Annotated in this window: 14 protein-coding genes; 2 read left to right on the plus strand and 12 right to left on the minus strand. The window is 46.4% G+C overall.

Translation table 11 applies throughout. From position 1 onward, the window contains the following. Positions 1–4 precede the first annotated feature (4 nt). The 10 genes from ACMVP2_RS22410 to ACMVP2_RS22455 form a co-directional block, all read right to left on the minus strand. Positions 5–1,852 carry a sulfatase-like hydrolase/transferase gene (locus tag ACMVP2_RS22410; protein WP_339786915.1) on the minus strand — a complete coding sequence of 616 codons (1,848 nt, stop codon included), beginning with the start codon at positions 1,850–1,852 and terminating at the stop codon, positions 5–7. A gap of 188 nt (positions 1,853–2,040) precedes the next feature. Next, on the minus strand, positions 2,041–4,632 hold the full coding sequence (locus ACMVP2_RS22415) for a TonB-dependent receptor domain-containing protein (RefSeq protein ID WP_339786918.1): 2,592 nt from the start codon (positions 4,630–4,632) through the stop codon (positions 2,041–2,043). Positions 4,633–4,672: 40 nt separating this feature from the next. Next, positions 4,673–5,389 (minus strand): LytTR family DNA-binding domain-containing protein, encoded by a 717-nt coding sequence (locus tag ACMVP2_RS22420; RefSeq protein WP_339786920.1) that lies wholly within the window; start codon positions 5,387–5,389, stop codon positions 4,673–4,675. Then, positions 5,386–6,414 (minus strand): sensor histidine kinase, encoded by a 1,029-nt coding sequence (locus ACMVP2_RS22425; RefSeq protein ID WP_339786923.1) that lies wholly within the window; start codon positions 6,412–6,414, stop codon positions 5,386–5,388. Before ACMVP2_RS22425 ends, ACMVP2_RS22420 begins: the two co-directional genes overlap by 4 nt. Positions 6,415–6,635: 221 nt before the next feature. Further along, positions 6,636–7,856: a redoxin family protein gene (locus ACMVP2_RS22430; protein WP_339786926.1), complete on the minus strand. Its 1,221-nt coding sequence runs from the start codon at positions 7,854–7,856 to the stop codon at positions 6,636–6,638. Between the two features lie 195 nt (positions 7,857–8,051). After that, positions 8,052–8,459, minus strand: coding sequence for a hypothetical protein (locus ACMVP2_RS22435; RefSeq protein WP_339786929.1), 408 nt, complete (start codon positions 8,457–8,459; stop codon positions 8,052–8,054). Between the two features lie 114 nt (positions 8,460–8,573). Next, positions 8,574–9,551 carry a c-type cytochrome gene (locus ACMVP2_RS22440; RefSeq protein WP_416865189.1) on the minus strand — a complete coding sequence of 326 codons (978 nt, stop codon included), beginning with the start codon at positions 9,549–9,551 and terminating at the stop codon, positions 8,574–8,576. Between the two features lie 113 nt (positions 9,552–9,664). Then, the gene (locus ACMVP2_RS22445) at positions 9,665–10,165 is read right to left on the minus strand and encodes a hypothetical protein (RefSeq protein WP_416865190.1); all 501 of its coding nucleotides are present in this window, start codon (positions 10,163–10,165) and stop codon (positions 9,665–9,667) included. 6 nt (positions 10,166–10,171) lie between these two features. Then, positions 10,172–10,708 carry an acyl-CoA thioesterase gene (locus ACMVP2_RS22450; RefSeq protein ID WP_151999835.1) on the minus strand — a complete coding sequence of 179 codons (537 nt, stop codon included), beginning with the start codon at positions 10,706–10,708 and terminating at the stop codon, positions 10,172–10,174. 4 nt (positions 10,709–10,712) lie between these two features. Beyond that, positions 10,713–11,366: a protein-L-isoaspartate(D-aspartate) O-methyltransferase gene (locus ACMVP2_RS22455; protein ID WP_339786942.1), complete on the minus strand. Its 654-nt coding sequence runs from the start codon at positions 11,364–11,366 to the stop codon at positions 10,713–10,715. A 138-nt stretch (positions 11,367–11,504) separates the two neighbouring features. Here ACMVP2_RS22455 and ACMVP2_RS22460 point away from each other — a divergent pair, with 138 nt between their 5' ends. Together ACMVP2_RS22460 and ACMVP2_RS22465 are read left to right on the plus strand one after the other, a co-directional pair. After that, a complete protein-coding gene (locus ACMVP2_RS22460) occupies positions 11,505–12,092 on the plus strand; it encodes a riboflavin synthase (RefSeq protein ID WP_416865191.1) in 588 nt (195 codons plus the stop codon). A gap of 32 nt (positions 12,093–12,124) precedes the next feature. Then, a complete protein-coding gene (locus ACMVP2_RS22465) occupies positions 12,125–12,823 on the plus strand; it encodes a LytR/AlgR family response regulator transcription factor (RefSeq protein WP_416865192.1) in 699 nt (232 codons plus the stop codon). On the opposite strand, the gene ACMVP2_RS22470 is transcribed toward ACMVP2_RS22465, so the two are convergent. Together ACMVP2_RS22470 and hemF are read right to left on the minus strand one after the other, a co-directional pair. Beyond that, complete coding sequence (locus tag ACMVP2_RS22470) at positions 12,809–13,369, minus strand: phosphatase PAP2 family protein (protein WP_339786946.1); 561 nt, start codon at positions 13,367–13,369, stop codon at positions 12,809–12,811. The genes ACMVP2_RS22465 and ACMVP2_RS22470 overlap by 15 nt on opposite strands. After that, positions 13,366–14,265, minus strand: coding sequence for an oxygen-dependent coproporphyrinogen oxidase (gene hemF, locus ACMVP2_RS22475; protein ID WP_416865193.1), 900 nt, complete (start codon positions 14,263–14,265; stop codon positions 13,366–13,368). The genes ACMVP2_RS22470 and hemF overlap by 4 nt, the downstream gene beginning before the upstream one ends. Positions 14,266–14,288 lie beyond the last annotated feature (23 nt).

A 14,288-nucleotide genomic window follows, 5' to 3' on the forward strand; every position in this document is an offset into this window, starting at 1 on the left:
TGGCCTACTTTAATCTGTCCAGGATGTGATTGACAGCTTTTGGTGTCTCGCTGATGGCCTGCCCTACACTGTCGGCAAGCGATTGCTCCAGAGCTTGCTTTGCAGGAAGCGCATCCATTCCAAATTCTTCAAGCACGTTGGCTGCATACACCCGGGTAATGGCTCTGGGAGATTGCAGTTCGGAGACGCAGATATCTAGCGCTTCTTTCTTAACTCCCGATTTGTAAAGAGCTTCAGCGACAGCCAGCCGCACACTTGCCGAGGGATCTTTAGCCATTTCAAGCAGAACGGCTTTTGTTTCGGGTGATTTGTCCTCCAGTATCATGGTGCCGGTAACTGCCCAATACCTTACGGCTGCGTTGGGGTCGTCGAGTCTCTTGATCAACTCAGGCAGCGCAGAAGGATCACGCATACTTGCCAGGTCGGCGGTTTCAATCACGTAATCCATCCGGAAGTCTTTGCCTCTCACATAGTCGAAGACAGGCTGCACTTCCGATATTTCAGCCGTCATTGGCTCCGGCAGGAAGTTGGCATCCCTGATCTCTTTTACCCACCTAAGGTTCTCGTTGCGCAGCTCCAGCAATGTATTAGCGTATGCCGGGTCGGTTGCCAGGTTGTTGATATTGTCCGGGTCTTTCGCAACATCGTAGAGCTCTTCGGCAGGCCTTGGCAGCCAAAACCTTGATTGCACTTCATTCAACTCACCATTTTTAAAAGCCTTTTCCCAGGAAGGGATAGAGCGAGCCAGCCACAGGTAGTAAAGGTGCTGGCCATTGGGCTTGTGAGGCATGTAATTCCTGATGTACCTGAACTGCTTGTCTCTTACACCTCTTACCAGGTCAATTCTCTCATCCATTCTCCCCCGGTAGGCATGTGCATATTGCTTCGGTTCAGCCTGCTGGCTACCTAAAAACGGTTTGCCCTGCATATAGTCGGGCACTGTTACGCCTGCCAGACTCAGGACGGTTGGGCCAAAGTCCGCAAAGTTAACCAAACGATCACTTTTAGAGCCCGCTGCTGATGGTGCCAGGTGCTTGTACTTCTCCGGGAAGTTGATAATCAAAGGGATGTGAAGTCCTGATTCATACATAAACCTCTTGCTTCTGCCCAGCACTCCGCCGTGGTCGGAGTAGTAAAAGACAATGGTATTTTCTGCCTCACCGCTCTTTTTCAGGTCTGCCAGAATGCCAGCCACTTCAGAGTCCATTTGCTGCATGCGGTCGTAGTACTGCGCCCAGTCGTGCTCCATGTCTTTGGTGCGGGGATGGTACGGAGGCATCGGCACCTTGGTAGGATCATGCTTCAACTCTCCCCAGGGAATCGAATCATGGATTTGACTTTCATGAGTAATAAAAATATTCTGCACATGGAAGAAGAGTTGACCCGGCTGCCGGTTCAGGTAAGTCGCTTTGTTGCTTGACTCGTCCCAACACTCAGGTTGATCTACTGTATTGTAGTCCTTCTTTGAGTTATTGGTGGTGTAGTAGCCGGCGTCCCTGAGGTAATTGGGAAAGAAGCGCATGTAGTCTGGAATGGGGTAGGGGCTGCGCATAGGCAGGGTGCCCAGCGAGGCGCTGTACATGCCTGTGATGAGTGTAGACCGGGAAGGGGCGCACACTGGTGTGGTGGCAAAGGCGTTGGTGTAGAGAACGCTGACGGCCGCCAGGGAATCGAGAGTGGGAGTGGTAGCGAAATCGTCACCATAAGCGCCAATAAAGGGGCTATTGTCCTCACTGACAATCCATAGTATGTTGGGTGGAGTTAGTTCTTCTTTTTCCTCGCATGACCAAAAGATACTAGTCAGTAGGAGTAGGGCAATTAGGCTGCCCGGCTTTGCTTTATCAGCTAACATAGAGATGTAGGTATAGTTACAATCCAAAAGATAGCAAAAAGAAATCACAGGGTGGCCTGAAGATTGAGTAACGGCAAACAATGATGATGACCCGACGAATCACTCCGAAAACAAAAAGAAAAAGCCGGGCAAATATGCCACGGCCTTTATCCCTACCAAACTTAAATTATTCTCTTTTGCCGGATAGCTTAATTTCCTCTTCCTCTTCTCTGAGTAGCTGCTGGTGCTGCTGGCGCTGCGCCGCCTCCATTGTCGCCACCACCATCTCCATCGTTTTTCAGGTCGTCATTTTGAATGGATTTTCTTCTGCGTTGTGGGCCATCAGTAGTTATCTTACCAATGCGATAGCTGAAGTTCAACGAGAAGCTCAGGTTATTTCTGATATCGACGCTGTTTTGCACGATGATAGGAGTAATGGTTTCGCTCTTAATTTTGAGCTTGGGATTCAGGAAGTTTTGCACGCCAAGGCCAATGCTTCCACGCTTGTTGTTGAAGTCTTTCTTCACGCCCAGATTGTACATCCCAAACCCACCTCTGTAGCCCTGTAGCTCGGTTCTTCTCAAACGGAAAAAGCTAAACATCTGCAAGCCATATCCATTGCCCAGGTCGTAGTTTCCGAAAAACCGTCCACTGATCACAATACCTGTATTACTGGCATTGTAAATGGGGTCAGGGTTATTGTTAGAAAGCACTGCATAGTACACATCCGAACCACCATTAAGCATCAGCTTTCCAAAGTTGATATTGGCAGAAAGGTTGATGCCGTAAGCATCTTCCTGGCCAATATTTTGGTAGGTGGTTCTGATGGTGTCGCCTCTTACATCACGCACGCTGCTGATGGCGCCAGTGGTGTTGCGGACGAAAAACGCTGTCTGCACAGAAGACCTTTTGAAGTAAGAACTGTAGCCCAACTCATAGTTGTTGGTGTATTCGGGGTCTAGTTCTGGGTTTCCAATTGAGATGTTCAATGGATTAGAAGCTTGTATGTTAGGGTTCAGAAACCTGATGGATGGGCGTTGTATTCTTCTGTTGTATCCCAGTTTTACCATGTTGCCGTTTTCCAGTTTCTTTGACAGGTTAACGCTTGGCACAATAACACCGTAAGATGGAATGTCGATGTCACTTTCAGTCTTGGTAAAAGCGGTTATAGTAGTGTATTCGTATCTGGCACCTGCTTTTACGCTGTAGTTTTTAGGCAGGGTGGCAGTGTAGGACAAATACCCCGATGTAATTCCCTGTCTGTAGTCTAGGTTGTTATTAAGTGTAGTCCCTTCCAGCTGCACGTAGCTGCCATTTTCACCATCGGCGCTGAGGTAAGTGTAGTCGCTAACAGCCGTTCTCATGATTTGCTTGGCGCCATATTCAACTAGCTGTTTGTCACCAATAGGGCTGGTGTAGTCAATTTGCAAAGTGGTTTCTTCATCATAGCTGTCGTTGAGGTTCTTTAGCCTGGTCAACAGTGTTTCATCGTTTACGTCGTAATTGTAGTTGGTGAAATCATTGGTTCGGTCGTTTATACTCCACATACCCATGATGGTCAGTTCTTTCTGGGGCTTATCAAATACGTGTGTGTATGCCAGGCTTACATCAATATTGTTCGATAAATCCTTCGTTGTAACATCCTTTAACGTTTCCCTAACCAAAACACCTTCCTGAAAAGATTGGCTGGTTAGGTCGTCCTGAGTGCCCCTGCCATTTCTGGCTCCCAGCTGTACTGATCCGGTCAGGTAGTTTTTCTCATTGAAGTCATAATCAAGTCCAAAAGTGTATCGTCCAAATAGCCTGTTGGAGGTGGTGCTTGCTTCCTGAGTAGTGAAGGTCTCTACTCCATTGCTCGTAGTGGTTTGCCTGTTTTCAAAACTACCTGTGGTGTTGTACTCAGACCTGCCGAAGCCACCCAGAGAAAGTCCCAGTTTCTTGGTTTTCAAGGCCCCATTCAGCCCCAGGTTTGATCCTCTGAGGCCCACACCCGTATTGACACTAAGTGTGGCACCTTGCAAGTTGTTCTTCTTGGTGATGATGTTAATAATTCCCGAAGTCCCTTCTGCATCGTATTTAGCTGAGGGAGAGGTAATAACCTCCACCGACTTTATTTCGTCTGCGGGAATTTGCTTCAGAGCGTCCGCAATGTTGGCTGCCATGATCGCCGATGGCTTGTTGTTGATCAATACCCTAATGTTTTCGTTGCCCCGAAGGCTAACGTTGCCGTCCATATCTACCGAAAGCATAGGCACACGTCTCAGCACGTCTGTTGCGTTGCCGCCTCTTGTGGTTGCATCCAATTCGGCATTGTAAATAGTCCGATCGACTTTTTCCTCCACCATGTCACGCTGACTCACGACCGAAACTTCCTGTAGTACCTCAGTAGCAGATCCCAGCTTGATGATACCAAGATTTACTTTGTCTTTTTTGTCTTCAACAGTGATCCCTTCAATTACCTGTCTTTCGTAGCCGATGAAAGAAATAGCTACGTTGTACGTACCGGCCTCTACTTTCGAAATTTTGAACTGACCTTTGTTGTCGCAGACAGCGCCGTCGATGGGCTTGTCTGTTGCAGGGTCAATAAGTGAAACAGTGGCAAATTCTACAGGCTGATTTGTTTCAACATCCAGCACAATTCCCTCAATTTCGCCATTCCCGGCATCAGTTGCGGCTAAAGGTGTGCTTCTATAACTGGCCTCGCCCGGAGTTTGAGCAGGGGTATTTCCTACCGTCGCCGGCTGGGCTAGTGCAAGTCCTACGCTGCCAATTGTAAACATGATAGTAAGTAGCTTTTTCATGCTAAGGATCCTATTTGACTTTATGTTGTATGTTAGTTTATTACTTCACTGATTTTTTGTTCAGGTATGCCTGAAATGTTTCTTTGTATGCGTCTGCAATCGTGATGCCCACCTGTCCAATGACCACTTTGTTTCTTTCTATCAGGTCAATGCGGTCTAGTCTCACAATAAAAGACCGGTGTATTCTCATGAATTGTTGAGATGGAAGCTGCTCTTCCAGTGATTTCAAGCTCATCAGTGTCATGACGGGCCTTGTTTGATCAAGAAGGAATATTTTTGCGTAATCTTTCAGTCCCTCGATATAAAGCACTTTCTGCAAGTCGATTTTTACCAGTTTATATTCTGATTTCACAAAAAGGGCATTGGGATCGGTTTCCGAGCTACTGCCTGACGTCACTGAAATCCATTCTCTCGCCTTATTTGCTGATTTCAAAAACTCCTCGTAGTTAAATGGTTTGAGCAGATAGTCGATGGCATCTACTTTGAACCCTTCAAGGGCATACTCTTCAAATGCCGTGGTGAAAACGACTTTAGGGCCATTTTTCAGAGATCTCGATAGTTCCATGCCAGTAAGACCAGGCATTTGAATGTCGAGAAACAGCAAGTCTATTTTCTCAGCGGCTATTTTTTCCAAGGCCTCATACGCACTACTGCATTTTCCAGCCAGTTCGAGAAAAGGCGTTTTTTCCACGTAGCCCTCAATAAGGTTGAGTGCTAATGGCTCATCGTCGACAATCAGGCAGCGGATCTTTTTCATAGCTTAATTTTTAGCTCTGTTTTATAAATGCCGTCCGCTACATTATGCTCAATGCTGTATTTACCGGCATACATTAAATCCAGCCTTTTTTCAAGGTTGACCAGCCCTATGCCCGAACCACTTTTGTCATCGACTGTTTTGGGCAGGTTAGGGTTTGCTACTGTAAATGTCACTTCGCCCTCTGCCATTGCCAGCTCAAACTCAATGATTCCTTTTGCAGAACCGCTGGCCCCGTGTTTGAAGGCGTTTTCCACAAGTGGAAGGAAAAGAAGTGGGGTGATGGTGGCACCCTCCTGCACCTTGCCAAAATTCTTTTTCACCTTGATATTAGCCGGAAGCCTTATCTCCATCAGGTCAATAAACTTCTCCAGAAACTCTACCTCTTTTACCAGTGATACTTTGCCTTCCTTGGCCTCGTAAAGCATGTAGCGCATCAGCTTGGCCAGGCTGTGAATAGTTTCCTTCGCTTTTTCCGGAGAGCTGTCTACAAGCGAGTATATATTGTTAAGCGAGTTGAAGAAAAAGTGAGGCTGCAACTGATACTGAAGATAGGTGAGCTCTGAATGCAATTGCGCATTTTCAGAGTTTCTCCTGAGGTTTTCTGATTCAATCCACCGCTGCGTCATTCTCACAGCCATGCTAAGTCCAATAGTGATGATGGCCGTGATCGACTCCCAGTAAACTGAGAATATTTTGAAGCTTGAAGAGTGAGGTTTGTCGTGGCTCTCAAAAAAAATCTCCCGGATTTGCCGGTGAAGGAAAATGCAAACGGCAACAAGCAGGATGTTGGAAATAATGAAGCGAAGACCCTTTCTGTCGAAGATGAATTTCTCAATGAAAACAAAGTAGTTCACATAGAAAATGATTACTGAGAACCCCATGGGAACCCAGGTTCTGCGTGCAACTACGCTGATGTCGAGTGTGTCGCCGTAAAAAACGAAGACGGGAAAGAAAAACAGAATGAACCATACTCCAAAATGGAGGAGTATTCTTAAGTTCTTTCCGTTGGTTTCTATTATTGCCATGCGATGATTTTTACACTGATGACAGTGTCAACAGCTTATTAAACATACAAAGATGGCTTAGAGTTAGCCTGCAGCATCCACTAATGGACGTAAGGAGAGAATTTGAGGAAGAATGGCTGATTTTTGAGGATGGCTTTCAAGCAATTCCCTTAAAAAACAAAAATGAAGCCCGTTTCCAGGCTTCACTTATCAAATTTTTCAGGACGGGAAATGTGGGCGTGTTAGTATACTCTGCCTATCATATCATGTTCTACTATGGCTCTTTTTAGTTCCAGAAAGTCGACTTCACCCTGGTGCTCGTACACCACCTTGCCTCCCGGCTCTACCAGTGCTGTGTAAGGCAATGCGCCATCCCAGCCGTCACCAAACGCCTCAACCATAGCATAGTTGTCGCCTCCCGTAAATATATAATTGGGCACTCCCGATTCCTTTTTATCAAGAAACTCAAGCACTTTATCTCTCTTTTCCAGCTTATCGGCCGAGATGGATACAAATTCGAAATCACGGGCGCCGTACATACGTTGGATGGCTATGAACTCGGGATACTCCAGCATGCATGGGCCGCACCAGGTAGCCCACACATTGATAAGTCTTAGTTTTTTCGAGTCGTCGTTTTTTAGCAAAGTTTTGATCCCCGCCAAATCGATGTCTTCAACTTTCACCTCTCTGCTGTTCCAGTCTTTGTCCACCCGCTCTCTCATGTCTGTTTTCCATCCCCACTTTGTGGAGCAGCCAAAGACTTTTGTTACGGGCTCAGCTATAGGCTTTCCTTCAAGGGTGGCGTCTATGGCGGCTCTCAAATCCTCTGAGTTGGTTGTGCCGGGCTTTTCCACTTTGTCAAGACGACCATTGTAGGTCAATACTCTGTTGCTGTCGAAAACAAATGCGTGAGGAGTAGCCACCGGGCCATATTGCAGAGAGGCTTCTTCAGTATCGCCGTCGTACAGGTAAGGAAAATTGTAGTCCATATAGTCGGCCCTGAGTTGCATGGCCGTATAGTCGTCGTTCAGGTCGGTGTACCCTAGTTCTTCGTAGAGTAGCCCCATAGGGCTGTTGGGCGAAATGGCTATCAGCTTTACGCTCTTGCCTTTGTAATCGTTCACAACAGCTTTGATACGGTCCTCGTAGGCCTGGGCAGTAGGGCAGTGATTACATGTGAAAATGATCACAAGCACACTGGCATCACTGAAATCATCAAGGGTGTAGAACTTTCCATCAACACCCGGTAGGTTGAAGTCTGGTGCTTTTGCTCCTATTTCCAGCGTTGTTACTTCTCTTTTGGCGATGAACTGCGGGTTGGCAACAAAAGCGGGCTTCATTTCACCCGATGCTTCCGTTTCAGTGGCTTCGGCACTTTGGCTTTCATTTTTATTGCTTTGGCATGCGGAGAATATTGTGGCGAACACAATAACGGCAGCAAATGAATTCTTTAGAATTTTCATAGTTTCAATAATAACAATATTAGGACGGTTTCGTGTCTGTCGATTTTTCGAACTTATCAATAACTTTGGCCAAAGGCAATGAAATGTAATGTTAGGAAGAGAAAATCATTGGGGAATGGGCGAAATACCCCCTAAACAGAAAGAGTGGACATTTGCCCACTCTTCATTTTGATTATGTGATAGCCCACCGATTTATTAGCTCTCTTCTTTTTTGAACACATCGTTGAACTCCTTTTTCACATTGTTGACAACTGTGGTTGCATCTTCTTTGATACCATTCCAATTGTCTTTTGTAGCCTCTTTCACGTCTTCCAGTTTGGACTGAAGCTGCTCTTTTTGATCATTGAGTTTTTCTTTGAGCGTTTCGCTTTCCTCGTCCATCTTGTCCTTCAAACCGTCGAGTTTCTCATCCAACTCGTCAATCTGATTTTCAATTTTGGCGGTAAGCTTCGCCTTTTCAACTTTGATCTTATCAGTCGCATTTTCTACAGCTTCTGTTGCATTCTCCTTCATGTCCTCAGCCTCTTTTTTTGAGTCCTGGGTACAACTGAAGAATAACATCGACAGCATAGCTGACATCAATACACCTCTTAGAATTTTCATAGTTTTTAATTTAAAATTTATAACTGGTTACAACTAGTTATAGCGTTTTTAAAACTATTTTGTTTCATTTATAAGTGTAAGTGTCTGATTTCAAGAGGCTAACAAATGGCTGGTTTATAGCTTTTTCCAGCGTTCCACTGTATTTGGTACGGGATCAATTGTTTGCAAATATTCGTAAATGGCTCCCAGGTCCTGCTCGGTCATGCCAGCGTACATGGTCCATGGCATCACAGTTTGGAATTCACCTTTTGCCATGTCCACATCAGGTAGTACGTAGGTGGAGTCGGTGTAAAGCTTGAACCGTTGGATAAAGGCAGCTTTTGTCCACTTGCCTATGCCCGTTTCGTGTGGGGTAATGTTCATGGACGATACCATATAGCCGTTGCCCATGTTAAATTCAAAGCCGCCCGCAAAAAGCTCACCTACCACTGTTCCGTTTTCCTGCTTGGTGTGGCATTCGGCGCAGCCTGCAGCATTTGCCACATAGGCGCCATACTCGACTACATTTTTCGGATCTGGCATTTTTTTCGGAGTGGCCGCTGCTGGCATGGTGTTGATAATGAAGTTGACCGGAAAATCGGCGACAGACGGGTCCGGGTCAAATGCTATTGGAGAGAGTGAGCGGACGTAGGCGATAATCGACTTAATATCCTCAGTGTCCATTTTGCCATAGTATTTGTACGGCATAACTGGGAAGAAGGCCGTTCCATGCTTGCTAACGCCCGTTGTAATGGCTCTGAAAATTTCGCCGTCTGTCCAGGCTTCCAGGTGATGAGGTGTGATGTTTTTCGAAACAAAACGGCCTGGAAAGCCAAAGCTCTGATCAAAAAGTTCACCGCCTCTACCTTCTGTACCAGGTATAGGAGGTCCGGCAAACTTGCTCCAGTCACGTGTGGAATGGCAATCGATACAAACGCTTACGTGGTTAGCGAGGTAGCGTCCTCGTTCAATTTGTTGTTCGGTACCTTCAACTGATATCTCGGGGGCAGGCCCCACGTCAGGAAGTGCAAATTTCAGATAGGACAAGCCTGATGCAATTATCAGGATTAACAGGCTGATGACGATAATAGCCACCTTTAGAATCTTATTCATATTAGATAGGGTTGGTTAGCTTACAAAAATGTCCAAGGCTGGAAAAAGCATAAAAAAACTGTCACCAAAATACAATATCAGAAATTAAAAACGAAAGGATTTCGAGCCGATTGCTAGCCGAGGAACATCTCCTGCATGGCTTTCCAAAGCTTTCCTTTTAGTGCAATGGCTTGTTCGAGAGCAGCCAGGCTATCGGAGGCCAGGTACTGCTGGTCATCTCTTTTGATGACGGTGTATTTGGAGGTGGAGACTGATAACTCCACACCGAAAGAGAGTACCTTGCTGAAGGAAACTGTTTGCGTTGGATTGGTTTTGTAATCCGATTCGCTGATGAGCACAGCACTTCTCAGGTCTATGCTAACTGCCCCTGTGATTTTGGTCAACAGCTCTTTCTGCGACGCTTCGAGTGCCTGAAAGGGCTGTTTGAGAATGATTAGCGTGTTTTGTTTGGTGGCGGCTGGTTCAGCCATTGTGGTTTTCGTCTCCGCCGGTTTTGCAGCCTCAACAGGGGCAGGCTTTTCTGGTGCCGCCGGAGCACTTTGCTTTTCACCAATCAGGTAAAGCTCTTCAGTAAACAAAGCTTTCAACGAAGCCGGATGGAGATCAGCGCCCATAGTGATTTAGCTTAGGTCTTCAGGTTTTAACTTAAAAATAGACTTCAACTCTACGGCATCCTCAGGCTTCATCCTTTTTGCCAGCACCAGCCTCAGCTGACGGCGGCGAAGCGCACCTTCGTAGAGCTCTTTTTCAAATTCCGTTTCAGGAGTTAATTCCGGCACATCAATGGGTCGGCCGGTTTGGTCTACCGCCACAAAAGTGAAAAAGGCGGTGTTGCTGTCGATTTTTTTATTGCCTGGAATGTCTTCGGCGGTCACCTGAATATATACTTCCATGGAAGAACTGAATGCACGTGTTACCCGGGCCTTTAGTGTTACCACATTTCCCAGCCGTATGGGCTTGCCAAAAGAAACGTTGTCAACGGAGGCTGTTACCACGATGCGGTTTGAATGCTTTTGCGCTGCAATGGCGCTTACGATGTCCATCCAGTGCATCAGCCGACCTCCCATGAGGTTGTTGAGCGTGTTGGTGTCGTTGGGCAACACCAACTCTGTCATGACCACTTCCGATTCTTTTGCACTCTTTGCTTTTTTTGCCATCTCCTTATTTTTTGCCCCAGCCATTCTCGCCCAGTAATGGCACAAAGCTAAAATTATCGAAAGTTTCTTTCACCAGTTTGTTGCCTTCTTTTTTGGTTATCCGGATCATTTTTTGGCTTTTGTCATCACCCACCGGTATTACCAGCCTGCCTCCTGGCTTTAGCTGCTCAACAAGTGCGGTGGGAATTGTGGGCGCTCCGGCAGTGACTAAAATAGCGTCGAATGGAGCAAAGTTAGGCATGCCCTTCGATCCGTCTCCCTGAAAAAAATGGGCTTTATATCCCATTGAGGGTAGAAATTTTCGGGTTCTTTCGTAAAGCACTTTGTTGTATTCAATGGTGTAGACTTCAGCACCAAGCTCCAATAAAATGCAACACTGATAGCCAGATCCGGTGCCAATTTCCAGAACTTTACTTCCTGGCCCTGCGCCCGTTAGCTGTGTTTGAAACGCCACGGTGTAGGGCTGAGAAATGGTTTGGTCTTCCCCAATGGGAAAGGCTTTGTCCTGATAAGCGTGTTCTACAAAGGCATTGTCGAAGAAAAAGTGGCGAGGTACTTTGCCAATGGCATCGAGCACCATTTTGCTCTTGATCCCTTTTTCAATTAACGTATTTACAAGTCCTCTTCTTAGCCCTTTGTGCCTGTAGCTGTCTTCCATTCTGACGGCAATTTAATTGAATTGACAGTACGGGGCGCAGAAGGCGATCAGTTTTGTTCATTACTTTTGAAAGATATTGGAAAAGGCTACCGTGGGGAGCTTCTGCCAATTAAATTCGCTGGATAATTTATAATTGAGATGTTTACAGGGATTGTTGAAACTACAGGGAAAGTAGAGAAGATAGAAAAGTCTGGGACGAACTATACTTTCACAATCGAAAGTGCGATTAGTCCCGAGCTAAAGATAGATCAGAGTGTGTCTCACAACGGCGTTTGCCTGACGGTAGTTGGCGTTGCCGATGGAGCGCACCAGGTTACGGCTATCCACGAGACAATGGAGAAGACCTCGCTGGGGTTGCTGGGCGAAGGCGACCTTGTTAACCTGGAAAGATGCATGCTGGCCAATGGTCGGTTCGATGGCCATATCGTGCAAGGGCATGTTGATCAGGTTGGCGTTTGCATAAGCAGAACGGAAGAAGACGGCAGTTGGCTGTTCGATTTTAAGTATGATGACGCATTGGGCAATGTGACTGTCGAAAAAGGCTCCATTTGTGTCAATGGTGTAAGCCTGACTTGTTTTAACTCAAGAAAAGGGGAGTTTACGGTGGCTATAATTCCCTATACTTTTGAGCATACAAATTTCAAAAATATCGACAAGGGTACGAAAGTTAATCTTGAATTTGATATTTTGGGGAAATATATTCAAAGAATATTAAAAGGATACTAATCGACCTGAACCTTCAACCTTAAGAATTTACTATGGAAGTTAAATGCATGGTAGTGGATGACGATCCACTGGCGAGAAAGCTGGTTAAGCACTATATTGAAAAAACGGAATTTCTGACGTTGAGCTATGAGCTTGCCAATCCCATTGAAGCCAAAAACATACTGGTAAAGGAGGATGCTGACGTCGATTTGCTGTTTCTGGATATCCAAATGCCAGAAATGTCGGGGCTCGAACTGATGGAGTCGCTGGACAAATCTTATCAGATTGTGTTCATCACTTCGGAAGAGCAGTATGCCGTTCAGGCATTTGAGAATAGTGTGGTTGACTACCTGGTGAAGCCTTTTGAGTACCCACGTTTTTTGAAGGTGGCCACCAAAGGCAAAGAGAATATTGAGACACTTCGCAGGTTTGTGGAAAAGCAAACCCACGTTTTTGTGAAGTGCGATGGAAGGCTGGTGAGGATTCAGCTAAGTGACTTGCTGTTTGTAGAAGCGCTGGCTGATTACGTGATCTTCAATACCAAAAAAGGAAAGTACATTGTTCATTACACAATGAAGGGAATAGAAAAGCGACTCCCTACCACTTCCTTTGCCAGGGTTCACAGGTCGTACATTATTAATATCGACAATGTTGACCACCTCGAGGAATCGAATATCATGATTGGTGATAAGAGTGTGCCGGTGGGAGCTTCTTACAAAGAGAAATTTATAAAGAAGCTAAACATGCTTTAGTCTTCCTGTTTTTCTTCCAAGAAGATAGATGATATAGGCTGCGGCAATACCCACAAGGGCCCCCACTAGTACATCGCCCGGGTAGTGCACGCCAACGTAAATCCGGCTATAAGTTACTATAGCGGCCCATGCGTACCACACAAAGTGCCAGTAGGCTTTTCCTGTGTGCAATAAACTGACGAATGTGGCCAGTGCAAAAGTGTTGGCTGCATGTGAGGAGGCAAATCCAAATTTTCCCCCGCATCCGTCAACCAGGTGAACCAGTGAGGCGATGGCGGGGTCATGGCATGGCCTCAGTCTTTCGAAAAATGGCTTCATCAGGCCAGAAGTCAGCTGGTCTGCTATCACAATGGTGAGTACTATGGCAAGTATTGACCAGGCCGCCTCCTTTTTTTGCTGGTAGATTAACCAGGCAATGAGAGCAAGGTAAAGGGGAATCCAGGTATTTCTTCCTGTTATCAGCAGCATGGGGCCGTCAAGCCAACTGGCATGGTGCGAGTTCAGCCACAAGAAAAATTGTTGGTCTAACTCAATTAGCCAGTTCATAAGCCCAACCAGTTAACCCCTTTCTTAAGGGACAAAAGCGTGTCATGTTCGGGCGTACCTGCTTCAGGCTGGTGGTTGTATTCCCAGCCAGCCAATGGCGGCAAGCTCATCAATATCGACTCAATACGTCCATCAGTTTCAAGTCCAAATTTTGTACCCCTGTCGAGCACGAGATTAAACTCCACATAGCGACCTCTTCGCAGCATCTGCCAGTTTTTCTCCCGCTCACCATGAGGCAGCGAGCTATTGCTGGCCATAAAGTGCGTGTAGGTAGGTGCAAAAGTGTTGCCCACGTCTTGTACGAACTGCCACCGGTCTTCCATCGAAATTCCATCCTCTGCTTTCAAATGGTCGAAGAATATCCCACCGATGCCACGGGTCTCGTGGCGGTGCGGCACATAGAAATAGTTGTCGGCCCATTCCTTGAACTTTGGGTAATAAGCCGGGTTGTGCCTGTCACAGGTGTTTTTGAGCGCCTGGTGGAAATAGACGGCGTCGTTGGGGTTTACATAGTGTGGGGTGAGGTCGATGCCGCCGCCAAACCAGCATACGCCGTTGCTCATTTCAAAGTACCTAACGTTCATGTGAATGATGGGCACAAAGGGATTGGAGGGGTGGAGTACGATGGAAACGCCGGTAGCGTAGAAATCTGCCTGGTCGAGGCCAAAGGACTGAAGGACTTTTTCAGGTGTTGGGCCCCATACCGCTGAAAAGTTAACGCCTCCTTTTTCAATTACTTTTCCATTTCTTATCACCCGTGACCTGCCACCTCCGCCGCCGGGCCTGTCCCAGGCATCCTCTTCAAAGGTACCAGTGCCGTCGGCTGCTTCCAGCGACAGGCAGATATTATCCTGTAAGCCCTTAAACCAATTTGTAATTTCTTCTTTTCCAGGCATAGCTTCAACGATATCAATTCAAG

The sequence above is a fragment of the Imperialibacter sp. genome (assembly GCF_048007035.1).
Lineage (GTDB): Bacteria > Bacteroidota > Bacteroidia > Cytophagales > Cyclobacteriaceae > Imperialibacter.